We start from the raw sequence: 18,379 nt of genomic DNA on the forward strand, positions 1-18,379 counted from the left end.
CTTAGCAGAAACCGGATTGCTTTAACAATTGGTAGGCTTGAATTACAGCACGAAAACGTTCTTCCGATCCGCGATCGCCGCCATTGGCATCAGGATGATGTTTTTTCACCAGGTCCTTATAGCTCCTTTTGATCTCTTCAGGCTTGGCGTTCACAGAAAGACCAAGCGTATCGAAGGCTTTTTGTTCCAGCGTCTTGAGTTTGCGGCTTTGCTGATAACGCGGGCCGCCCGAGCGCCCCTGCCCCGCAAAGCCGAACGGATCACGGATACGGGCATTGGCAGCACCCGAACGCAGGGTGGAATGCAGCGGGCTATCGCTCGCGGTCTTGTTCACGCCCACCGTCCAGGTAGGGCGATGGCCGGTTATCGCTTCCTTCTGATAACGCGCAATTTCACTATCAGACAGGCCGGAGAAATAGTTGTAGCCTTTATTGTAATCCTTCACATGCTCAAAACAGAACATGAAAAACTGCCCCTCGGCATTGCGGCCGACGGGAGCGCGATGAACGCCCGGCTTGTCGCAGCCATCCCACTGGCATGTCGGGGCCTGTACCTCAGGCTCCCGCTCCCGTTTACGGCGCGTGCGAATGCGGTCGAAGTATTTCGAATCCAGTTTCATGATATCCTGATTATGGTGCGCGAAAACGCGCACAACAAGAATTGACAAAGCAGAATGTTACGGGTTTCTAGGTAGCCCCTTTTTATGATCAACAGTGATTTGGAGTCCGAACACATGTCCTTGCGCGAGCGTATTCAAAACAAGCTCAACGAGGCGTTTTCGCCGGTTCGGCTCAACGTCTTCGACGAAAGCCACATGCACGCCGGACATCATCCGGATATCACCGGAACGGGTGAGACCCATATGCGTGTTCAGATAGTATCGGAAAGCTTTTCCGGCAAGTCACGCGTCGACCGGCATCGCGCGCTCAATGAAGTGCTGAAGCCGGAACTGGATGCCGGCCTGCACGCACTCGCGCTGGAAATTGCAGCGCCCGGAGAAAAGACGCGTTTTTGACGATGTGTTGTTAGCCGGGGTGCTTTTCGCCGAGGAAGGATCTTACTTCCGAAGCAGGCACATCATTGGCAACAAATGACTTGCCGATACCGTGGGTGAGGATGAAGGTCAGGTTACCGCCCTTGACCTTCTTATCCTGGGCGATGGCCGTCATCAGCATCTCCACATCGGGAAGCTTGCCGGGGATATCTTTCATGGTCGTCGGCAATCCGACAGCCTCAAGATGTGCTCTTACCCTTGCCGCATCATCCGGGCTGGCCAGGTTCAGACGTGCGGAAAATTCGTGCGCGAGCACCATACCGATGGCAACGCCTTCACCATGCACGAGGCGCTCGCTGTTATATTCCGTCGCCGCCTCCAGAGCATGGCCGAAAGTGTGGCCGAGATTGAGCAGCGCACGGACGCCATTTTCTTTTTCATCCGCCACGACGACATCTGATTTGGCCTGACAGCTTGTAGCAATCGCCTGAATTCGGGCTGGTCCACCTGAGAGAACCTCGTTCCAGTTCTTCTCCAGCCATTCAAAAAATTCAGGCTTGTCGATCAGACCGTATTTAACCACCTCCGCATAACCGGCGCGAAACTCCCGCGGGCTCAGCGTATCGAGCACCGCCGTATCCGCAAGGACGAGGTCGGGCTGGTGGAATACGCCAAGAAGGTTCTTGCCGTGACGCGAATTGATACCGGTCTTGCCGCCGACGGATGAATCCACCTGCGCCAGAAGAGACGTCGGTATCTGCACGAAGCGCACGCCACGACGCACGATGCCAGCCGCAAACCCCGCCAGATCGCCGATAACGCCGCCGCCTAGTGCGATGACGGCATCGTTACGCTCGATACGCGCAGCAAGCACGGTGTCGCATACGGTTACCAGATGATCGAAGCTCTTGGTCTTTTCACCAGCCGGAAGCGTCAGCGAAACCGCCTCGATACCATCGGTCTGCAGACCATCCATCAAAGCTTCGAGGTAAAGCGGTGCGACATGCTCATCCGTTACGATGGCGGCGCGCTTTCCTTTCAGGCGAGAGGAAATCTCACCGCCTGCGCGGCCTATCAGACCCGGACCAATCAAGATGTCATAGGCGCGTTCCCCAAGCGGTACGTGAACAAGACGTTCTTCAATGGTTTCGTGGACGGTCATGATGAGGCCTTCTGTTCTGCCCCTGCAATTGCCTGCAGGACTTCATTCACGATGATCTCCTTGCGGACATCGCGTGATTCAATCGTTATGTCGGCTTCCCCGTAAATAGGATAGCGCCTCTCCATCAACCCCAACAGGGTTGCCTTGGGGTTCTCGGTCTTGAGAAGCGGCCGGTGATCGCGCTTGTTGACCCGCTCCCAGAGAACGTCCAGATCGGCTTTCAGCCAGATGGAAACGCCGCTGCGCTTGATCTGTCTGCGGGTCGCTTCATTCACGAACGCGCCACCGCCAGTAGACACGACCTTTGGTCCGGCACGCAGCAGCCGCTTGATGACACGCATTTCCAGCGCGCGAAACTCGTCTTCCCCGTAAGCGGTAAACAGTTCCGATATCGTCATGCGCGATACGCGCTCGATTTCGACATCCGTATCGACAAAGGGGATTTTGAGTTGCTGGGCAACAAGCCGACCGATGGCGGATTTGCCCGCCCCCATCAAACCCACAAAAACGAGGTTTCGTCTGCCGAGCTTGGCTCGTGCTCTTTCGCCCAGACTTTTCCCACCCGTGCCGGGGTGGACCGTTATGTTGGTTTCGCTCATGAATGATGGCCCGTTTGGCATCGGTATCTGCAAATGTTTACCAAGCGTCAAGCCTAATTGCGCCTTATAGAAAGAGAATCATATGAAACACGCGAAGGATAACCGGACCTCGGCCTTGTCCTTCCCCAAACCGCATCTCATATGTCGCCCAACACGTGCACCGGAGTGTCCATGCCCACCCTCTTCCGTTTCCTGTTCGTGCTGGCAGCCATCGCTGGCATCATCTACGGCAGCATGGTGTCGCTGGTGATGCTGGTGGAACCGAAGCCGCGTGAAGTGACGGTGCGGATACCATCCGAGCGCCTCAATCCACCCACGCCCTGACGACGGAAAATCCCTTCAATGGCCAGTCAGGACGCCGCAAGGCTCGACAGTTTTCTGGAAATGATGAGTGCGGAGCGAGGGGCAGCGGCAAACACGCTCTCATCCTACGAGCGCGACCTTACCGACATGCGAGACTTTCTCAATCGTCGCAACATCGCGATATCAGAGGCTACGACCAGCGATCTTTCCGCCTATCTCGAATCTCTTTCTGCCAACGGCTTTGCCTCGTCTTCGCAGGCCCGTCGCCTGTCCTGCATGCGGCAGTTCTACAAGTTCCTCTATTCGGAAGGGCTGCGTGGCGACGATCCGACCGGCATATTGGACGCACCCAAAAAAGGACGCCCTCTTCCAAAAATTATGAGCGTGGCAGACGTTACGACGCTTCTTGCGCAGGCATCGAAGGAAGCCGAAACAGAAGGGCCGGGGCAGATTTCCCGTATCCGGATGCATCTCCTGCTGGAATTGCTTTACGCCACGGGAATGCGCGTCAGCGAACTCGTATCGCTGCCAGCCAAGGTTCTGCGTCATGACGGTCGGTTTCTGATGATCCGTGGCAAGGGCAACAAGGACCGTATGGTGCTGCTGTCGCGGGCGGCCATAAAGGCGATGGAAGCTTATGACCGGGCGAGATCCGCCCTTGTTCCAAAAAAGGAAGGTGAGCCGGAAAGCCCTTGGCTTTTTCCTTCCAGTGGCAAGGAGGGGCATCTCCCCCGGCAGGTCTTTGCCCGCGACCTCAAGGACATTGCCATCCGCGCGGGGCTCTCGCCATCGGCAATATCGCCGCATGTCATGCGCCACGCCTTTGCCAGCCACCTTCTCCAGAACGGTGCAGACCTGCGCGCAGTGCAGGAACTGCTGGGCCATTCGGACATTTCAACGACACAAATCTATACACATGTGCTGGAAGAACGGCTTCAAGAGCTGGTACAAACGCACCACCCTCTTGCCAAACAGGCCAAAAACCTTGAATAGAGCGACCGGAACCGCCGGGACCACCCGGTCAAACCTTGCGCAAAACGATCGGAAACGGATCTCATGCACAACTACCTCGACTTCGAAAAACCTATCTCTGACCTGGAAGGCAAGATTCTCGAGTTAAAGAAACTCGCTGCCGAAGACGAGAGTATAGATACCTCGGAGGAGATCTCACGCCTTGAAAGCCGCGTCCAGGACGCGATGCAGGACATCTACTCCAAGCTTAACGCCTGGCAGAAGACGCAGGTCGCGCGGCATCCGCAGCGTCCGCACTTCGTGGACTATGCCAAGGCCCTGTTCACGGACTTCACGCCGCTGGCCGGCGACCGCAAATTTGCCGAGGACGCAGCGATCCAGGCAGGTCTTGCTCGGTTCAACGGCCAGCCCGTTGCGATTATCGGCCAGGAAAAGGGCAGCGACACAAAGTCACGCCTGAAGCACAATTTCGGCAGCCCTCGGCCTGAAGGTTACCGCAAGGCCATCCGTGTTCTCGAACTGGCGGATCGTTTCTCGCTGCCCGTCGTCACGCTGATCGACACGGCCGGAGCCTATCCGGGCGTTGGCGCCGAAGAACGAGGCCAGGCTGAGGCCATCGCGCGCTCGACGGAAATGTGCCTCAACGCGAAAGTTCCTATCGTATCGGTCGTCATCGGTGAAGGCGGCTCGGGCGGTGCAATCGCCATCGCCACCGGCAACCGCGTCTACATGCTTGAGCACGCGATCTATTCGGTTATCTCACCGGAAGGTGCAGCCTCCATCCTCTGGCGCGATTCCACCCGCGCCAAGGAAGCAGCAACCAACATGAAGATCACCTCGGATGATCTGAAGGGTCTCGGCGTCATCGACGCTATCATTCCCGAGCCGATGGGCGGCGCGCATCGCGACCCTGCCAAGGTCATCGATGCGACCGGCAAGACGATCGAGGCAGCACTGAAGGAACTGATCCCGCAATCTGGAACACAGCTGCGCGCAGAGCGTCGCCAAAAATTCCTCGATATCGGGCGTAACCTCTAAGCAGGCGTCAATTCCTTCAAGAAAATCGGCCCGTCGGCGCATTGCTGGCGGGCTTTTTTTTTTTCTTCCACCCACAGAGTCCGCTTACATCGCGAGAATCGTCACCGCCTCTGTTCGATAAAAGTGAACAACTCGACCATTGATGCACCAACGTCTTGCATAAGGCATCGCTGGCGGATTACTTACGAAACAGCTTAAAAACTGCGGGGCATTCGTTGGCAAAATTATCTGCGTTCATTCGCCGAACACTCATCATGCTGGGAATAGGCGTTGCTCTGCTCGTCGGCATGGTGGCAACATCGCTATGGCTGGTGCAGGCCAACAATGAATATTCGCAGGAAACTGCCTCGTTGCGGCGGCTGCGCGCTTCGATTCTGGATGTGCTGACAACAGTGCAGGATGCCGAGACGGGGCAGCGCGGTTTTCTCCTGACCGGCGACGAGCGCTATCTTGCTCCTTACCGCGAGGCGGTCAACACACTGGCGGCCAAACGCGCTCTTCTTGTCGAAAGGATTGGTGACAGGCAGGAGTATTTGGGGGACATAGAGGGCCTGCAGGCCAATCTCGACCGAAAGCTCGCAGAGATCGGTGAGGGCATAGACCTCATGCGCGCCAACCGCACGCAGGATGCCGTGGATCTGGTCCGCCGTGACACTGGTCTGATCTACATGCGCGAGATCCGTGAAACGCTCAATCGTTTCCAGCAAATCACCGACGATCACCTTCGCATCCTTGTCGCCAATCAGCTTTCCGCTGCCGAAAACCTTCGTTGGGTGACAATCGTCGGCGCCGTCGCAATCACCGGCGTGTTGATCGGTGCCCTTGCGCTCATCATGAAATACATTCGCGAACTGATGCGCTCACGAGAAGAGGTCGATGAACTCAACCGGGGGCTCGAAGAGCGCGTCGACGAAAGAACGCGCGATCTTATTCGCGCCAATCAGGAAATTCAGAGATTTGCCTATATCGTAACCCACGATCTGCGCGCACCATTGGTCAACATCATGGGATTTCTGTCGGAATTCGATGCATCGCTGAAGCCCGTGCAGGCCTATGTTCTGGCGGATGGCGCAGCACTGCCCGAGCGCGACGTGCAGGATGCAAAGACCGCGGTCAAGGAAGACCTGCCGGAAGCGATTGGCTTCATCCGTTCCTCGACCCGCAAGATGGACCAGCTCATCAATGCGATCCTGAAAATATCCCGCGATGGCCGACGCAAGCTTCAGGCTGAAAAAGTCGACATCAAGGATCTGCTGATTGCGGCAGGAGCAAGCGTTCAGCATCAGGTCAGCGCGGTGGATGGCAGCATAGACATCGACGTGCCAAGCTTTACGGTCATCAGCGATCGCATTTCGCTGGACCAGATACTGGGCAATCTCTTTGACAACGCCGTCAAATACCAGATGCCCGGAAGACCGCTGAAGATTTCCGCCCGCATTCTGCCGCAGGGCCGTGGCATCGTTCGCATTGATGTCAGCGACAATGGCCGCGGGATTGCAGAAGACGATTTCGAGCGGATTTTTGAGCTTTTCCGCCGTGCGGGCGAGCAGGATCAGCAAGGCGAAGGCATCGGCCTTGCTCATGTGCGGTCGCTAATAAGAAATTTAGGTGGAGACATTACGGTCGCGTCCGAGCTCGGCAAAGGAAGCACATTCCATCTGACACTGCCGACGGACCTTCGAAAAATTACGCGCGGGAGCGATATATGAAAGCCACAGGACAAGAAGTAACGATCGTGATGATCGAAGACGATGAAGGTCACGCGCGCCTTATCGAAAAGAACGTAAGACGTGCCGGCGTCAACAATGAGATTGTGCCCTTCACCCTTGGCCACAAGGCGCTGGACTACATTCTCGGCCCGGAACGGGACGGCCTTGTGAGCAAGGATCGCTACCTGCTGATCCTGCTGGATTTGAACCTGCCGGACACGTCAGGAATACGGATCCTTGAGCAGATCAAGAGCAATGAGCACACCAAGCGCCTGCCTGTTGTCGTGCTGACCACAACGGATGACGAGACCGAGATACAGAAATGCTATGATCTTGGCGCGAATGTCTATATCACCAAGCCGGTAGACTATGAGGGTTTCGCGACCGCAATCCGCAATCTTGGACTTTTCTTCTCCGTTATTCAGGTCCCGTGAAAGTTTAATGACGTTGAACATTTTGTATGTCGATGACGATCCGACGCTGGCTAAGCTCGCTCAGCGCGTGCTCGGCCGTCACGACATAGCGGTGGTCCATGCAGCATCCGTTGCCGCTGGTCTGAAAGAGTTTGAGGCCAACACATTCGATGCGGTTGTGCTCGATCATTACTTCCAGAACGGTACCGGGCTGCAATTCCTGGCTGCCATCGGAGAGGCCTGCCGGACCATCCCGGTTCTTTACGTTACGGGCGCCAGCGAAGCACAGATTGCCATTGATGCCCTGAAGGCGGGCGCGGCGGACTATGTCATCAAGAATGTCGGCGACGACTTCTTCCCGCTTCTGCTGAACTCCATCCAGCAGGCGCTTGAAAACTTCCAGCTGCGCCGGGCGAAGGAAGAAGCGGAAGCGCAACTGCTGCAGGCGAAGGAACGCGCCGAACTGATGGCCAAGGAGATGAATCACCGCATCGCCAACAGCCTCTCGCTGGTCTCCGCGATGATACGGATGCAGCTTAACGCGGTGGCGACCGAGGAGGCGCGCACCGCGCTACTTGAGACCCAAAGCCGCATCTCGGCCATCGCAGGTGTTCATCGCAGTCTTTACACCGCCTATAATGTCGGGGAGGTCGAGCTCGATTCCTACCTCTCATCCATCATTCAGGATCTCGGCCGCTCGGCGCGCGACAATGAGAAAATCCGTATTCTAACCGACATGGCCAATGTGAAGGCCTCGCCCGATCAGGCCGTGGCGCTGGGGGTTATCGTAACCGAGTTGACGACCAACGCGCTGAAATACGCCTATCCAGAAGGTGAAGGCGACATTCGCATTCGTCTGGAGCGGCAAGACGGCCAAATCCGACTTTTTGTCGAAGACGATGGCGTAGGCATTGGCGATAGCGATCAGCCAAAGGGCACGGGTCTTGGCACGCGGCTCATTACCGCCATGGCTCAGAGCCTGAAGGCAGACATCACGCAGTCAACAGGACCTGCCACCACTGGAGCAAGAATTCGCATCCAGTGGGAAGAGGCCGATTTATCGCACTGATCCTGTCAGATCCTAATAATAATCCGGGCCCGGGCCCACGGAGGCGTCTGGCGCCATGACCATTTGCGGAGCCGCAGCGGCACCGGACATGACGACGATCGGTGTGCCATCGGGCACACGATTATAGAGGTCGATGATGTCCTGGTTCATCAGTCTCACACAGCCGGACGATACCGATTTTCCGATCGTCCACCATTCCGGCGATCCGTGCAGCCGGTAGATCGTATCGCGACCATCCTTGAAGATATAAAGAGCGCGGGCACCAAGCGGGTTCATCAGCCCAGGCGCCATGCCGCCATTGGCAGCACTGTAGGGTTGAAGCTCCGGCTGGCGGGCAATCATCTCATCAGGCGGCGTCCAGCGTGGCCACTGCCGCTTGTATTGAATGACGCCCCTGCCCGCCCATTCGAATCCGGCACGGCCCAGGCCCACACCATAGCGCATGGCCTGATTGCCCTCATAGGTCAGATAGAGGAAGTGATTGGCGGTATCGACAACAATGGTGCCGGGACGCTCGCCAGTCGGATTGTCCACCATCTGCCGGTAGAAGCGGCGATCGATCTTTTCGTAGGGAATGGCAGGAAGCGGAAACATCTCGTCCGGTTTTGGACCGTAGATTTCAGCATAGAAAGGATCGGCTACGGGTCTTGCACTCTGCACCACCTCGCGCTGCGTGGTGTTACATCCGGCAAGCGCCGACAAAGCCAGGCCTCCCGAACCCAAAAGGAAAGACCGACGGGTCGAATCAAGCATTTTCAAATATTGTCCTCGTCAAATAGATCATCTCGAGCCCGCAAACGGGTCCGCGAGTGCCGCTTCCGGGCGGCTGATGGGGTATTTCGTGCCGGAAACCTTCGCTGCCATGCTTTTTGGACCATCATTTTTCAGGATGGCACGAAAACTTGGATGCATTCCGCCGTCGACATAAGCATTGACCGCGCTGGAAGTTCCGCCACCGAGTGCTGCTGCGAGCTTCTGCTGTTCGGCGTTAAGCTTCGCGGCGACTTCCGGCTCCGGCTGGCTGACCGCTGGCGGGCAGCTTGCCAGCGGATCGGATGGCTCTCCGCCGGCAAATTCCGTGTTGAACACATAGCGCTTACCGCAAACGGACACCTTGGGCTGGCGCCTTGTCAGCTCGAAATAGTCATAGCCTTCCTTGAGGGTCTTCCAGAAGCCAAGGTTCGGATCGCTCTTGTATGCTGCCATGTTGCGCGCGGTCATACGGAACGGATAGGCCTGAACCTGAAACTGGTTCTGTCCGCCCTTCAGTGCCCTGTCGACAATGGCGTAGATTTCGCCAACCTGCTGGTCCGTCATGGCATAACAGCCAGAAGACGAGCAGGCACCATGCACCATAAGTGCCTCGCCCGTGTAGCCGAGGGCCGATTCCAGCCGATTGGGATAGCCGAGATTGAAGGAAACATAATATTGTGAATTCGGGTTCAGCATTCCAGCAGAGACATGGTAAAAGCCTTCCGGTGCCTGACGGTCGCCGCTTTTCGTCTTGGGGCCCAGCTTTCCCGACCATCTGCACATGGGATAGGTCTTGAACAGGGCGTAGTGCCCTGACTTGTCCACTTTCCAGACCTCGAGTTCGCTTTCCTGTTTGAAAATGCGGACCAGAACCGGGCTTTCAGGCTTCATTCCCTTCGCTGACATGGATGCAGCAATTTTGGATGACAGCTTTGGGGGAGCACGATCGGCGCTGTCGAAGCCCATCGAGGTGCACGCCGCGAGCACGGCACAGATTGCCGCAACACTTGCTGCCTTTACCGAACCATGGATCAAACCCCGCAGTCCCTCAGGTCCTGCCCGCAAATTTTTCACACTGCTCATCAAAACGCCTTACCCGCCACCGTAAGCGAAGCCCTACATGGAGAAGTTGACCGCAAAACGGCAACTCTTGAGGGATAAGGGTCGTGAATTTACGTTAAAGCCTCGTTAATCATAGATACACAACAAAGTGAGTGATCAGACGAGCAGCCCCTGCCCTCCGTCGATCCACACGGGCGTGCCGGTAATGTGCCGGGATTTGTCGCTTGCGAGAAACGCAATCAGATCAGCAACATCCTCGCTCGTTCCCGGACGACCGTCAGAAAGAGGGATCGTCCCTTCGGGCCACTTTACGGGGATAGCCGTTTCCTTTTTCGACCGGATACGCGTGTTGTCATCTATTTCGGTATCGATCGCGCCGGGACAAACGGCGTTGACCCGGATGGCGTAGCGCGCCAGTTCGAGCGCCAGCTGTTGTGCCATTGCCAGTTGCCCGGCCTTCGTTACCGAATAGGCAGTTGCGCCGGGAGAGGTGAAGGTTCGTGTTCCGTTGATGGATGAAACAATGACGATTGCACCGCCTGAGGCTTTCATGTGGGGCACCGATTTATGGATGGTCAGATATGTGCCACGCAGATTGATGTTGATGGTCTGGTCCCATTCGTCAGGCTTCAGATCTTCAATTGGCGCCCAGACACCGTTTACTCCTGCATTGGCGACAACCACGTTGAGGCCACCATAGAGCTCTACCAGTTGTGAGATTGCATTGCCGATCTCATCTTCTCGTGAAACATCTGCTACCAGGGTGGATGCTTCAAAGCCTGCGGCCTTGATCTCTGCCACGACCTTATCAAGCTCATCTTTCGTTCTGCCAACGGCGCCGATGGCAAATCCATCTTTCGCCAGCGCCAGGGCTGTAGCCCTTCCTATTCCTGACCCGGCACCCGTAACCAGCGCTACCTTTGCAGACCCCATGCTTCATTCCCTTCCTATTGGACATTGCGTTTCTGGCGCAATCAGTACACATCTTGAAATGAGAACAGCGCACACCGAGCGTGGTTCCAGTAAAAAGCCCGTTCCCGATGATCCTTCCAGACAGCTTTTATTCCCGAGATGCCGTGACCGTTGCCGAAGCGCTGATCGGCTGCGAGTTTGTTTTTAACAACACGGGCGGCATAATCGTTGAAACGGAGGCTTACCGATCGGACGATCCTGCCTCGCACAGCTTCAACGGCCCGACCACGCGCAACAGGACCATGTTCGGCCCAGCCGGTCATCTCTATGTCTACCGCTCCTATGGGCTGCACTGGTGCGCGAACGTGGTCTGCACACCGGGATCGGCGGTCTTAATACGAGCGATCGAGCCGACGATGGGCCTGGACTTGATGAAGATGCGCCGAAACAGTGATAACCTCACAAATCTCTGCTCCGGTCCGGGCAAGCTAACGCAGGCCATGGGAATAACGAGTGAGGCGGATGGCACATCCTTGTCGGGAGAAACCGCATTTCTGAGATCAGGGATGACAGGCTTTTCTGTGGTCACCGGTCCGCGTATCGGCATATCGAAGGCTGCCGATTATCCCTGGCGTTTCGGCCTTCTTGGTTCACGCTTCCTCAGCCGGAGGTTTCAGACCTCACCCTGACCTATCAGGAATAACATTCCTGGGCATATTCCGAATGCTGAAATGGCAAACTCGACGAGACCTGCCCCCACAGGTCCCGCCGAGCTGCCCCGTCCGGTCGAAACCAGACGGAAACTTTAAACCCTCACCCGATCACCCCTCGGCAATCAGAACTCTTCCCAGTCTGCCTTGAGTGCTGCATTTCCTGAGAAGGCCGTTGCCAACTTGCGACCCAAGGCGCGGGCGGGCGACGGTGCGGCTGGTTTTGCCGAGCTTGCTACGGCTTTCTGTTCCGACAGTTTGAATTGCGCCAGAAGATGATTGAGTGCAGCTACTTCGCCGGCCAATGTGTGGCTGGCCGCTGTCGACTCCTCGACCATCGCCGCATTCTTCTGCGTATCCTGGTCCATCTGATTGACAGCCGTATTGATCTGCTGAAGGCCTGAAGATTGTTCCTGGGCGGCTTCAACGATGGCCGACACGTGACGATTTATTTCCTGGACCTCGCTGACGATCATTTCCAGGGCCTCGCCCGTTTCACCGACGAGCTCAACACCTTCCTGAACCTGTTCACTGGAGGTTGTGATCAGCGCTTTGATTTCTTTTGCAGCCTTTGCCGATCTCTGCGCGAGCTCGCGCACTTCCTGGGCCACGACCGCAAAGCCCTTTCCTGCTTCACCCGCACGCGCTGCTTCAACGCCTGCGTTCAATGCCAGCAGGTTGGTCTGGAATGCGATTTCATCGATAACGCCGATTATATTGGCAATCTCTGCCGATGACCTTTCGATCTTCTCCATCGCCATCACTGCCCGACGGACGACCTCACCGGATTTTTCGGCACCGGATTTGGCACGCGAGACAAGGTCCCCCGCTTCATGTGCCCGCTTTGTCGAGTCGCGCACCGTCGTCGTTATTTCTTCCAATGCCGCAGCGGTCTGCTCAACGGCAGCAGCCTGCTGTTCCGTCCTCTTGGCGAGATCATCGGCCGCAGAGCGGATTTCGTTTGCACCAGCATCAATCGCGCGGGCGTTCTCAGAGACCTGGCCGAGAGCGACCTGCAGTTTTTCAGCCGAATTGTTGAAATCCTGTCTTACGGTGTCCAGTCCAGCGACAAAGGGCTGTTGAATGCGATAGGAAACATCGCCCTCTGACAGTTTTGCAAGGCCTTCGGCGAGATTGTCGACGGCGAATTTCACGTCCGAGGCGTCTTTCGCAGCTTGAGCCTCACGCGCGGCACGTTCTTTTTCGCTCATGCTGCGATTGTCCTCCGTTTCACGCTCAAGACGCTGACGCTCCTGCGCATTTTCACGGAACACCTGCACAGCAGCAGCCATTCGCCCGATCTCATCCCTGCGTTCCACGCCATCGATTGGCGCCTCTGTCTCGCCTGATGCCAGCGAAGCCATTCTGTTCAGCAAACTTGCAATGGGCGTCGTTACCCCTTTGGCAACCACGAAAAGCGCGACGATGATTCCGAGTAAAAAAACGATACCGACCGTCGTCAGTGTGAACAGAATTGTCGCATTCACTTGGTCGCCAAGCTTTTTGTTCTCTGCCGCCAACAGAGCTGCACGACGTTCGTTAAACGCCACAAGCTTATCTCCCAGCGGAACGATTTTGGCATCTGCGAGGGCGAGCTGTGCAAGGGCGCTCTTGTTGTCATCCTTGCTACCAAATTCGACTGCTTTTTCCGTAATGGCGATTATTTCTTCAGCTTCGTTCGATACGGCACTGACGAAAGCTGCCTCCGAAGGAATTTTTCCAGCAGCTTCAGCGAGGCGACGGCGTAAGGCTTTTTTCGAACTGTCGTAAAGCTTGGTGGCCGCTTCAAAACCGTCTGTGCCAACCTCATAGGCCATGATCTGATAGGCGGCATAAGCGGTGGAAGAGAGGCTTCGACTCGCGCGGGCCATATCGACCGACGCCGTCGTATCAACTTCGATGAAGTTGGAGTAAACGTGTCCAACATCCTTCATCTGCTTCGAGACGTAAGATGTCGAGGCGAGACCTGCCAGGCACAGGGGAACAACGACAGCAAGAATCTTGGTTCTTATGGCAAGATTGTCGAGAAGCATTCTGCGATTTCCGTATCTTACGCGCCCTGTTTCAGGGCGTCATTCCATATTGCATCTGCGAGGCCGCACCCATTCATTGGATGCCGAAAGCACACATGTCCGCGGAGTGAACCCTTGGCCATCTGGGTCCGCTAAAGCCTGTGCAGCATTTAATTCAAATTTATTCGAAAAGATGCGATGGTGAACTAACCAGTTAATCAGTTTTCAACACACTGATTTTAAGGTAAAACTAGCGAAGAGCTGTGCCTTCGCCAATCAAGCGTTCTTGGCCCTCAGCGCGGCATCATTCTGACGCGCAATGATCGCAACGGCCTGCGTTCTGCTGGCAACGCCAAGCTTCGAAATAATTGCCCGGAAATGATAGTCGACGCCAGCCTTGCTGAGCCCCATGATGACAGCGATCGTCGAGTTGGACTTTCCCTCACCCGCCCATTTCAATATTTCAATCTGCTGCGCCGTCAGAAGATCAAGTCTTTCTTCCTTGTCGGCAAGTTCGCAGGGTACGGACCGCAAAAGCTCCAGCTTCATCATGGAGGCACGAGCCAGAATTGCCAACTTATTAAGGATATCAGTGCGTTGAACGTCTGTTCGGGACGCCGTTGCAATCATGCTGCTGGAGCAGCCTTTCTTTGCTGGCAGAGGAACATGTACTGCCGAATGGATATTATGCGACAGAAGAAAATGGCTTAACTCACGAACAAAGGGCTCAGGATGGTTCACATCTACCGTCGCCCATTTGGGCGTGCCGCTGGACAGGCATCGCTTGAGATATTGATCGTTCTCGAAGAGCCTCCGCTTCTGATATATGCCGATGAACGGCTCCGGTCTGCTGCAGATATCGGGCGTCAATGTCGAATCATATGGATTCCGTTTGTTGACGGCAATGGCAAGGTCATCAAAACCGAGCCACCTGATTGCTCCGGTTAACGCCTCTACCAGCTGACAAATATCAGAGGCTGTATGAATTTTGACAACTTGCTCATCAAGCTGCGCCAACTCTTCGACTGGCACTTCGACAGTCATACCAGATTTTCCCTAAGCTTTTCGACTCAATTGATTTAAGAAAACTACTCGAATCAGAAAAGCCACATTCAATACAACTAAATTATATATTTCTGTATCAAGATATAGAAACAGCGAATCCGCAAATATATATATCCTCGGCTGAATAATGTAGCAATTATTAATTCTTATATTCTTCGTGGGAAGGTTGTATTTCCGTTCATTTTTTATGAAAAAAGTCGCAGGATCATCTCGTGGAGATCCTGCGACCTGCCGATTTATAGAGTTTCAGAGCTTTTTGCGGCAAGAATGGATTCACGCGCGGCCGAGATGACCGCCTCGGTCGTTATCCCGAATTTCTTGTAGACGTCGTCAATTTTGCCGGACGCGCCGAACCGATGCATCCCGACAAACTTGCCATCGAGACCGAGATATCGATCCCAGGAGTCACGAACCCCCGCCTCTACGGCGACACGCGCCCGCGTTTTGCCAACCACAGCGTTTTGATAGGCCATATCCTGCTTCTCAAACAGCATCCTGCACGGCATCGACACTACCGCCGTCGGTATGCCGTCCGCCTGCAAGGTGTCGCGGGCTTCTACCGCAAGCTGCAACTCTGATCCCGCGGCGAAGATCGTCATCTCCCGCTCTCCGCCCTCCGCTTCCAGAAGGACATAACCGCCTTTGGCAGAGAGATTCTCGCTATCTGTGCCGCGCCTCAGCTGCGGCATCGGCTGGCGAGACAAGGCGATGAGGGCAGCCTGTCTCGGTGTATCGAGGATAGACTCCCAGCATTCCGCAGTTTCGATAGAGTCGCCGGGCCTGTAGACCGCGAGTTGCGGTATGGCACGGAGCGCGCTCAGATGCTCGATCGGCTGGTGCGTGGGTCCATCTTCACCAAGCCCGATGGAATCATGCGTCATCACAAAGATCGTGCGGATTTCCATCATGGCGGCCAACCGGATCGCGGGACGGCAATAGTCCGAGAATGTCAGGAAGGTGCCGCCATAGGGTATCAACCCACCATGCAAGGCAATTCCATTCATGATGGCAGCCATGCCATGCTCGCGGACGCCGTAATGAACGTAGGACCCCGAAAACTCTCCAGCCGCAATCTCGATCTGGTTCTTGGCTTTCGTGTTGTTTGATGGCGTCAGATCAGCTGATCCGCCAAGCAACTCCGGAATGGCATCATAGAGGTGATTGAGAACGATGCCGCTCGACTGACGCGTCGCAAGGTCTTTCTCGCTTTTCGAGAGTTCTTCTTTCGCGCTGGTAATAGCCTCGCGCCAGCCTTCAGGCAACTCTCCGTCCATTCTACGCTTGAAGCTTTCGCTTTCGCGCCGGTGCTCTCTTCCACACGCTTCAGCCAAGCCATTCTTTTTTCCTGACCGCGCTTGCCAATTTCCCGCCACGCATCAAGAAGCTCCTGCGGGATTTCGAAGGGTGGGTATGGCCAATCGAGCAATCGACGGGCACCTTCAATTTCCTGCGCGCCCGGCGCATCGCTGTGCGCTTTCTGCGTTCCGGCCCTTGTCGGAAAACCGAAACCGATGATCGTGCGACACGAAATCAACGTTGGCTTGTCGGTCACCTTCTGCGCTTCGATGATGGCATCCCGGATCGCATCCGTGTCATGGCCATCGATTTCGATGACATGCCAGTTGGATGCACGAAAACGCGCGGTTTGATCATCTGACTCGGCAAGGCTCGTCGCGCCGTCAATGGAAATGGAGTTGTTGTCAAAGAAGGCAATCAGCCTTCCCAGCTTGCGATGCCCGGCAAACGAGATCGCCTCCTGGCTGATCCCTTCCATGAGGCAACCGTCACCCAGAAAAACGTAAGTGAAGTGGTCCACCAGCTCATCACCGTAGGACGCATTCATGATTCTTTCGGCGAAAGCGAAGCCGACGGAATTGGCCAGTCCCTGCCCAAGCGGGCCAGTCGTCGTTTCGATTCCTGTCGCATGGTGATATTCGGGATGCCCGGCTGTGCGGCTTTCGATCTGCCGAAAGTTCCTGATTTCGTCCAGCGTCATGTCTTCGTAACCGGTGAGGTACAACAGGCTGTATAGCAGCATCGAGCCATGCCCATTCGAAATCAGAAAACGATCCCGATCAAACCAGTAAGGATCCTGGGGATCGAAGGTCAGGAATTCGGAGAATAGCACCGTGGCGATATCAGCCATGCCCATGGGCATACCGGGGTGCCCACTCTTTGCCTGTTCGACAGCATCCATCGACAGGAAGCGAATACAATTGGCCAGCTCTCTCAGGTGAGGATCGCGGGCAGGTGGAACAGCCTTTTCGGCCGTGGTGGTGGTTTGATCGTTCAAGGGAAAGCTCCTCGACATGTGCGCAGTTGCGACGTCGTCATGGGGAAAGCCCCTTGCACCAACAAATGTTCCAAGGGGGACAGGTTTCACGTCGATGTGAGTCTCCTGTCCGAGCGTAAAAACATCGATATGTCGCAATTGCCGACGAGCTTGGACCGCGACATTTCAGTCATACCGGAACCACCACAAGGATATCCGGTTAAAGCAAATCCAGCGTGCTCTACACCACATCCCACCTCGCCTAGACGCACGCTCTCACCGCAAAGTCACGACGCAAAGGATGATCACATGCAGATCGGAATGATGGGACTGGGCCGAATGGGCGCCAATATGGTTCGTCGCCTGCTGAAAGGCGGCCACGAATGCGTGGTTTACGATATCAATCCGGCAAGCGTCGCGGCCCTGGTATCGGAAGGCGCAACGGGTGCTAGCTCGATTGACGATTTCGTTTCCAAACTTCAAAAGCCAGCCTGTGCCTGGCTGATGTTGCCAGCAGCCATCACCGGCGCCAATGTTGACAAAGTCGCAGCCCTGATGGCGCCGGGCGACATCATCATTGATGGCGGCAACTCCTTTTACCACGACGATGTCGACAAGGCGGAAGAGTTGCGGGCGCTCGGCATCGAATATGTCGATGTCGGCACCAGTGGGGGCGTCTGGGGTGCGGAGCGGGGCTACTGCCTCATGATCGGAGGGTCAGAGGCGGCCGTGCGCCATCTCGATCCGATTTTCGCCACGCTGGCGCCAGGAGCATCAACGAGCGCCGATGCCACAAACGAAGGATTGCGAACCGCGCAACTCGGATATCTACATTGCGGGCCAACCGGTGCCGGGCATTTCGTCAAAATGGTTCATAATGGTATCGAGTATGGCATGATGGCGGCCTATGCCGAGGGCATGAACATCCTGAAAGCTGCCAATGCCGGCAAAAAGTCGCGGGATGTCGATGCGGAAACCAGCCCGTTACAGACACCGCAATATTACCAGTTCGATATCGACATGGCGGCTGTGTCAGAGGTGTGGCGCCATGGCAGTGTCATCAGTTCCTGGCTGCTGGACCTGACGGCGGATGCGCTGAGGCAAGACCCTGAGCTTTCCGCATATGGCGGCAGGGTTTCGGACTCCGGAGAAGGCCGATGGACGCTCAAGGCCGCGATAGACACGGGCGTCCCGACACCGGTCCTGTCTTCCGCTCTGTTTCAGCGCTTCACGTCGCAGGGTGAGTCCCTCTATGCGGACAAGATGCTCTCAGCCATGCGGTTTGCCTTTGGCGGCCACCATGAAAAGCCGGTTTCCGACAAGTAGAGAGCGAG

Annotated in this window: 17 protein-coding genes and 1 pseudogene; 9 read left to right on the top strand and 9 right to left on the bottom strand. The window is 55.9% G+C overall.

Going from position 1 to position 18,379, the window contains the following annotated elements; genetic code table 11:
- Position 1 precedes the first annotated feature (1 nt).
- Entirely contained in the window at positions 2-619 is a 618-nt protein-coding gene (locus QRN85_RS04910) for a J domain-containing protein (protein WP_112962379.1), read from the bottom strand.
- Between the two features lie 114 nt (positions 620-733).
- On the opposite strand from QRN85_RS04910, the gene QRN85_RS04915 reads away from it, so the two are divergent.
- Positions 734-1,015: a BolA family protein gene (locus QRN85_RS04915; RefSeq protein WP_284757051.1), complete on the top strand. Its 282-nt coding sequence runs from the start codon at positions 734-736 to the stop codon at positions 1,013-1,015.
- A 10-nt stretch (positions 1,016-1,025) separates the two neighbouring features.
- Here QRN85_RS04915 and aroB read toward each other — a convergent pair whose 3' ends face one another.
- Both aroB and QRN85_RS04925 read right to left on the bottom strand, forming a co-directional pair.
- Entirely contained in the window at positions 1,026-2,156 is a 1,131-nt protein-coding gene (gene aroB, locus QRN85_RS04920; RefSeq protein ID WP_112962150.1) for a 3-dehydroquinate synthase, read from the bottom strand.
- Positions 2,153-2,755, bottom strand: a complete 603-nt coding sequence (locus tag QRN85_RS04925) for a shikimate kinase (RefSeq protein WP_062588439.1) — start codon at positions 2,753-2,755, stop codon at positions 2,153-2,155. The genes aroB and QRN85_RS04925 overlap by 4 nt, the downstream gene beginning before the upstream one ends.
- A 171-nt stretch (positions 2,756-2,926) precedes the next feature.
- Between QRN85_RS04925 and QRN85_RS04930 the strand changes: the two genes are divergently transcribed.
- From QRN85_RS04930 to QRN85_RS04955, 6 genes are all read left to right on the top strand, one after another.
- Positions 2,927-3,079, top strand: a complete 153-nt coding sequence (locus tag QRN85_RS04930) for a hypothetical protein (RefSeq protein WP_112962149.1) — start codon at positions 2,927-2,929, stop codon at positions 3,077-3,079.
- A gap of 18 nt (positions 3,080-3,097) precedes the next feature.
- Positions 3,098-4,051, top strand: coding sequence for a site-specific tyrosine recombinase XerD (gene xerD, locus QRN85_RS04935; RefSeq protein WP_112962148.1), 954 nt, complete (start codon positions 3,098-3,100; stop codon positions 4,049-4,051).
- 63 nt (positions 4,052-4,114) lie between these two features.
- Positions 4,115-5,068, top strand: coding sequence for an acetyl-CoA carboxylase carboxyltransferase subunit alpha (locus tag QRN85_RS04940; protein WP_284757050.1), 954 nt, complete (start codon positions 4,115-4,117; stop codon positions 5,066-5,068).
- Between the two features lie 254 nt (positions 5,069-5,322).
- Positions 5,323-6,777, top strand: coding sequence for a sensor histidine kinase (locus QRN85_RS04945; RefSeq protein ID WP_284757243.1), 1,455 nt, complete (start codon positions 5,323-5,325; stop codon positions 6,775-6,777).
- The gene (locus tag QRN85_RS04950; protein WP_062588244.1) at positions 6,774-7,211 is read left to right on the top strand and encodes a response regulator; all 438 of its coding nucleotides are present in this window, start codon (positions 6,774-6,776) and stop codon (positions 7,209-7,211) included. The genes QRN85_RS04945 and QRN85_RS04950 overlap by 4 nt, the downstream gene beginning before the upstream one ends.
- A 7-nt stretch (positions 7,212-7,218) precedes the next feature.
- Positions 7,219-8,259: a response regulator gene (locus QRN85_RS04955; protein WP_082469719.1), complete on the top strand. Its 1,041-nt coding sequence runs from the start codon at positions 7,219-7,221 to the stop codon at positions 8,257-8,259.
- A gap of 12 nt (positions 8,260-8,271) precedes the next feature.
- On the opposite strand, the gene QRN85_RS04960 is transcribed toward QRN85_RS04955, so the two are convergent.
- From QRN85_RS04960 to QRN85_RS04970, 3 genes are all read right to left on the bottom strand, one after another.
- Positions 8,272-9,012, bottom strand: a complete 741-nt coding sequence (locus QRN85_RS04960; protein WP_113097908.1) for a L,D-transpeptidase — start codon at positions 9,010-9,012, stop codon at positions 8,272-8,274.
- A gap of 27 nt (positions 9,013-9,039) precedes the next feature.
- Positions 9,040-10,095, bottom strand: a complete 1,056-nt coding sequence (locus tag QRN85_RS04965; protein ID WP_284757049.1) for a L,D-transpeptidase family protein — start codon at positions 10,093-10,095, stop codon at positions 9,040-9,042.
- A 135-nt stretch (positions 10,096-10,230) separates the two neighbouring features.
- The gene (locus tag QRN85_RS04970; protein WP_284757048.1) at positions 10,231-11,007 is read right to left on the bottom strand and encodes an SDR family oxidoreductase; all 777 of its coding nucleotides are present in this window, start codon (positions 11,005-11,007) and stop codon (positions 10,231-10,233) included.
- Positions 11,008-11,114: 107 nt separating this feature from the next.
- Between QRN85_RS04970 and QRN85_RS04975 the strand changes: the two genes are divergently transcribed.
- Positions 11,115-11,675, top strand: coding sequence for a DNA-3-methyladenine glycosylase (locus tag QRN85_RS04975; protein ID WP_284757242.1), 561 nt, complete (start codon positions 11,115-11,117; stop codon positions 11,673-11,675).
- A gap of 146 nt (positions 11,676-11,821) precedes the next feature.
- Here the strand turns inward: QRN85_RS04975 and QRN85_RS04980 are convergent, their stop codons facing one another.
- The 3 genes and pseudogenes from QRN85_RS04980 to tkt all read right to left on the bottom strand — a co-directional run bounded on the left by QRN85_RS04980 (position 11,822) and on the right by tkt (position 16,970).
- Positions 11,822-13,729 carry a methyl-accepting chemotaxis protein gene (locus QRN85_RS04980; RefSeq protein ID WP_284757047.1) on the bottom strand — a complete coding sequence of 636 codons (1,908 nt, stop codon included), beginning with the start codon at positions 13,727-13,729 and terminating at the stop codon, positions 11,822-11,824.
- 255 nt (positions 13,730-13,984) lie between these two features.
- Positions 13,985-14,752, bottom strand: a complete 768-nt coding sequence (locus tag QRN85_RS04985) for a helix-turn-helix domain-containing protein (protein WP_284757046.1) — start codon at positions 14,750-14,752, stop codon at positions 13,985-13,987.
- A 257-nt stretch (positions 14,753-15,009) separates the two neighbouring features.
- Positions 15,010-16,970, bottom strand: a pseudogene (tkt, locus tag QRN85_RS04990) (transketolase).
- 384 nt (positions 16,971-17,354) lie between these two features.
- Here tkt and gnd point away from each other — a divergent pair.
- Positions 17,355-18,371, top strand: coding sequence for a phosphogluconate dehydrogenase (NAD(+)-dependent, decarboxylating) (gnd, locus tag QRN85_RS04995; RefSeq protein ID WP_284757045.1), 1,017 nt, complete (start codon positions 17,355-17,357; stop codon positions 18,369-18,371).
- Positions 18,372-18,379: the final 8 nt, after the last annotated feature.

The sequence above is a fragment of the Agrobacterium sp. fls2-241-TYG-188a genome, assembly GCF_030209845.1.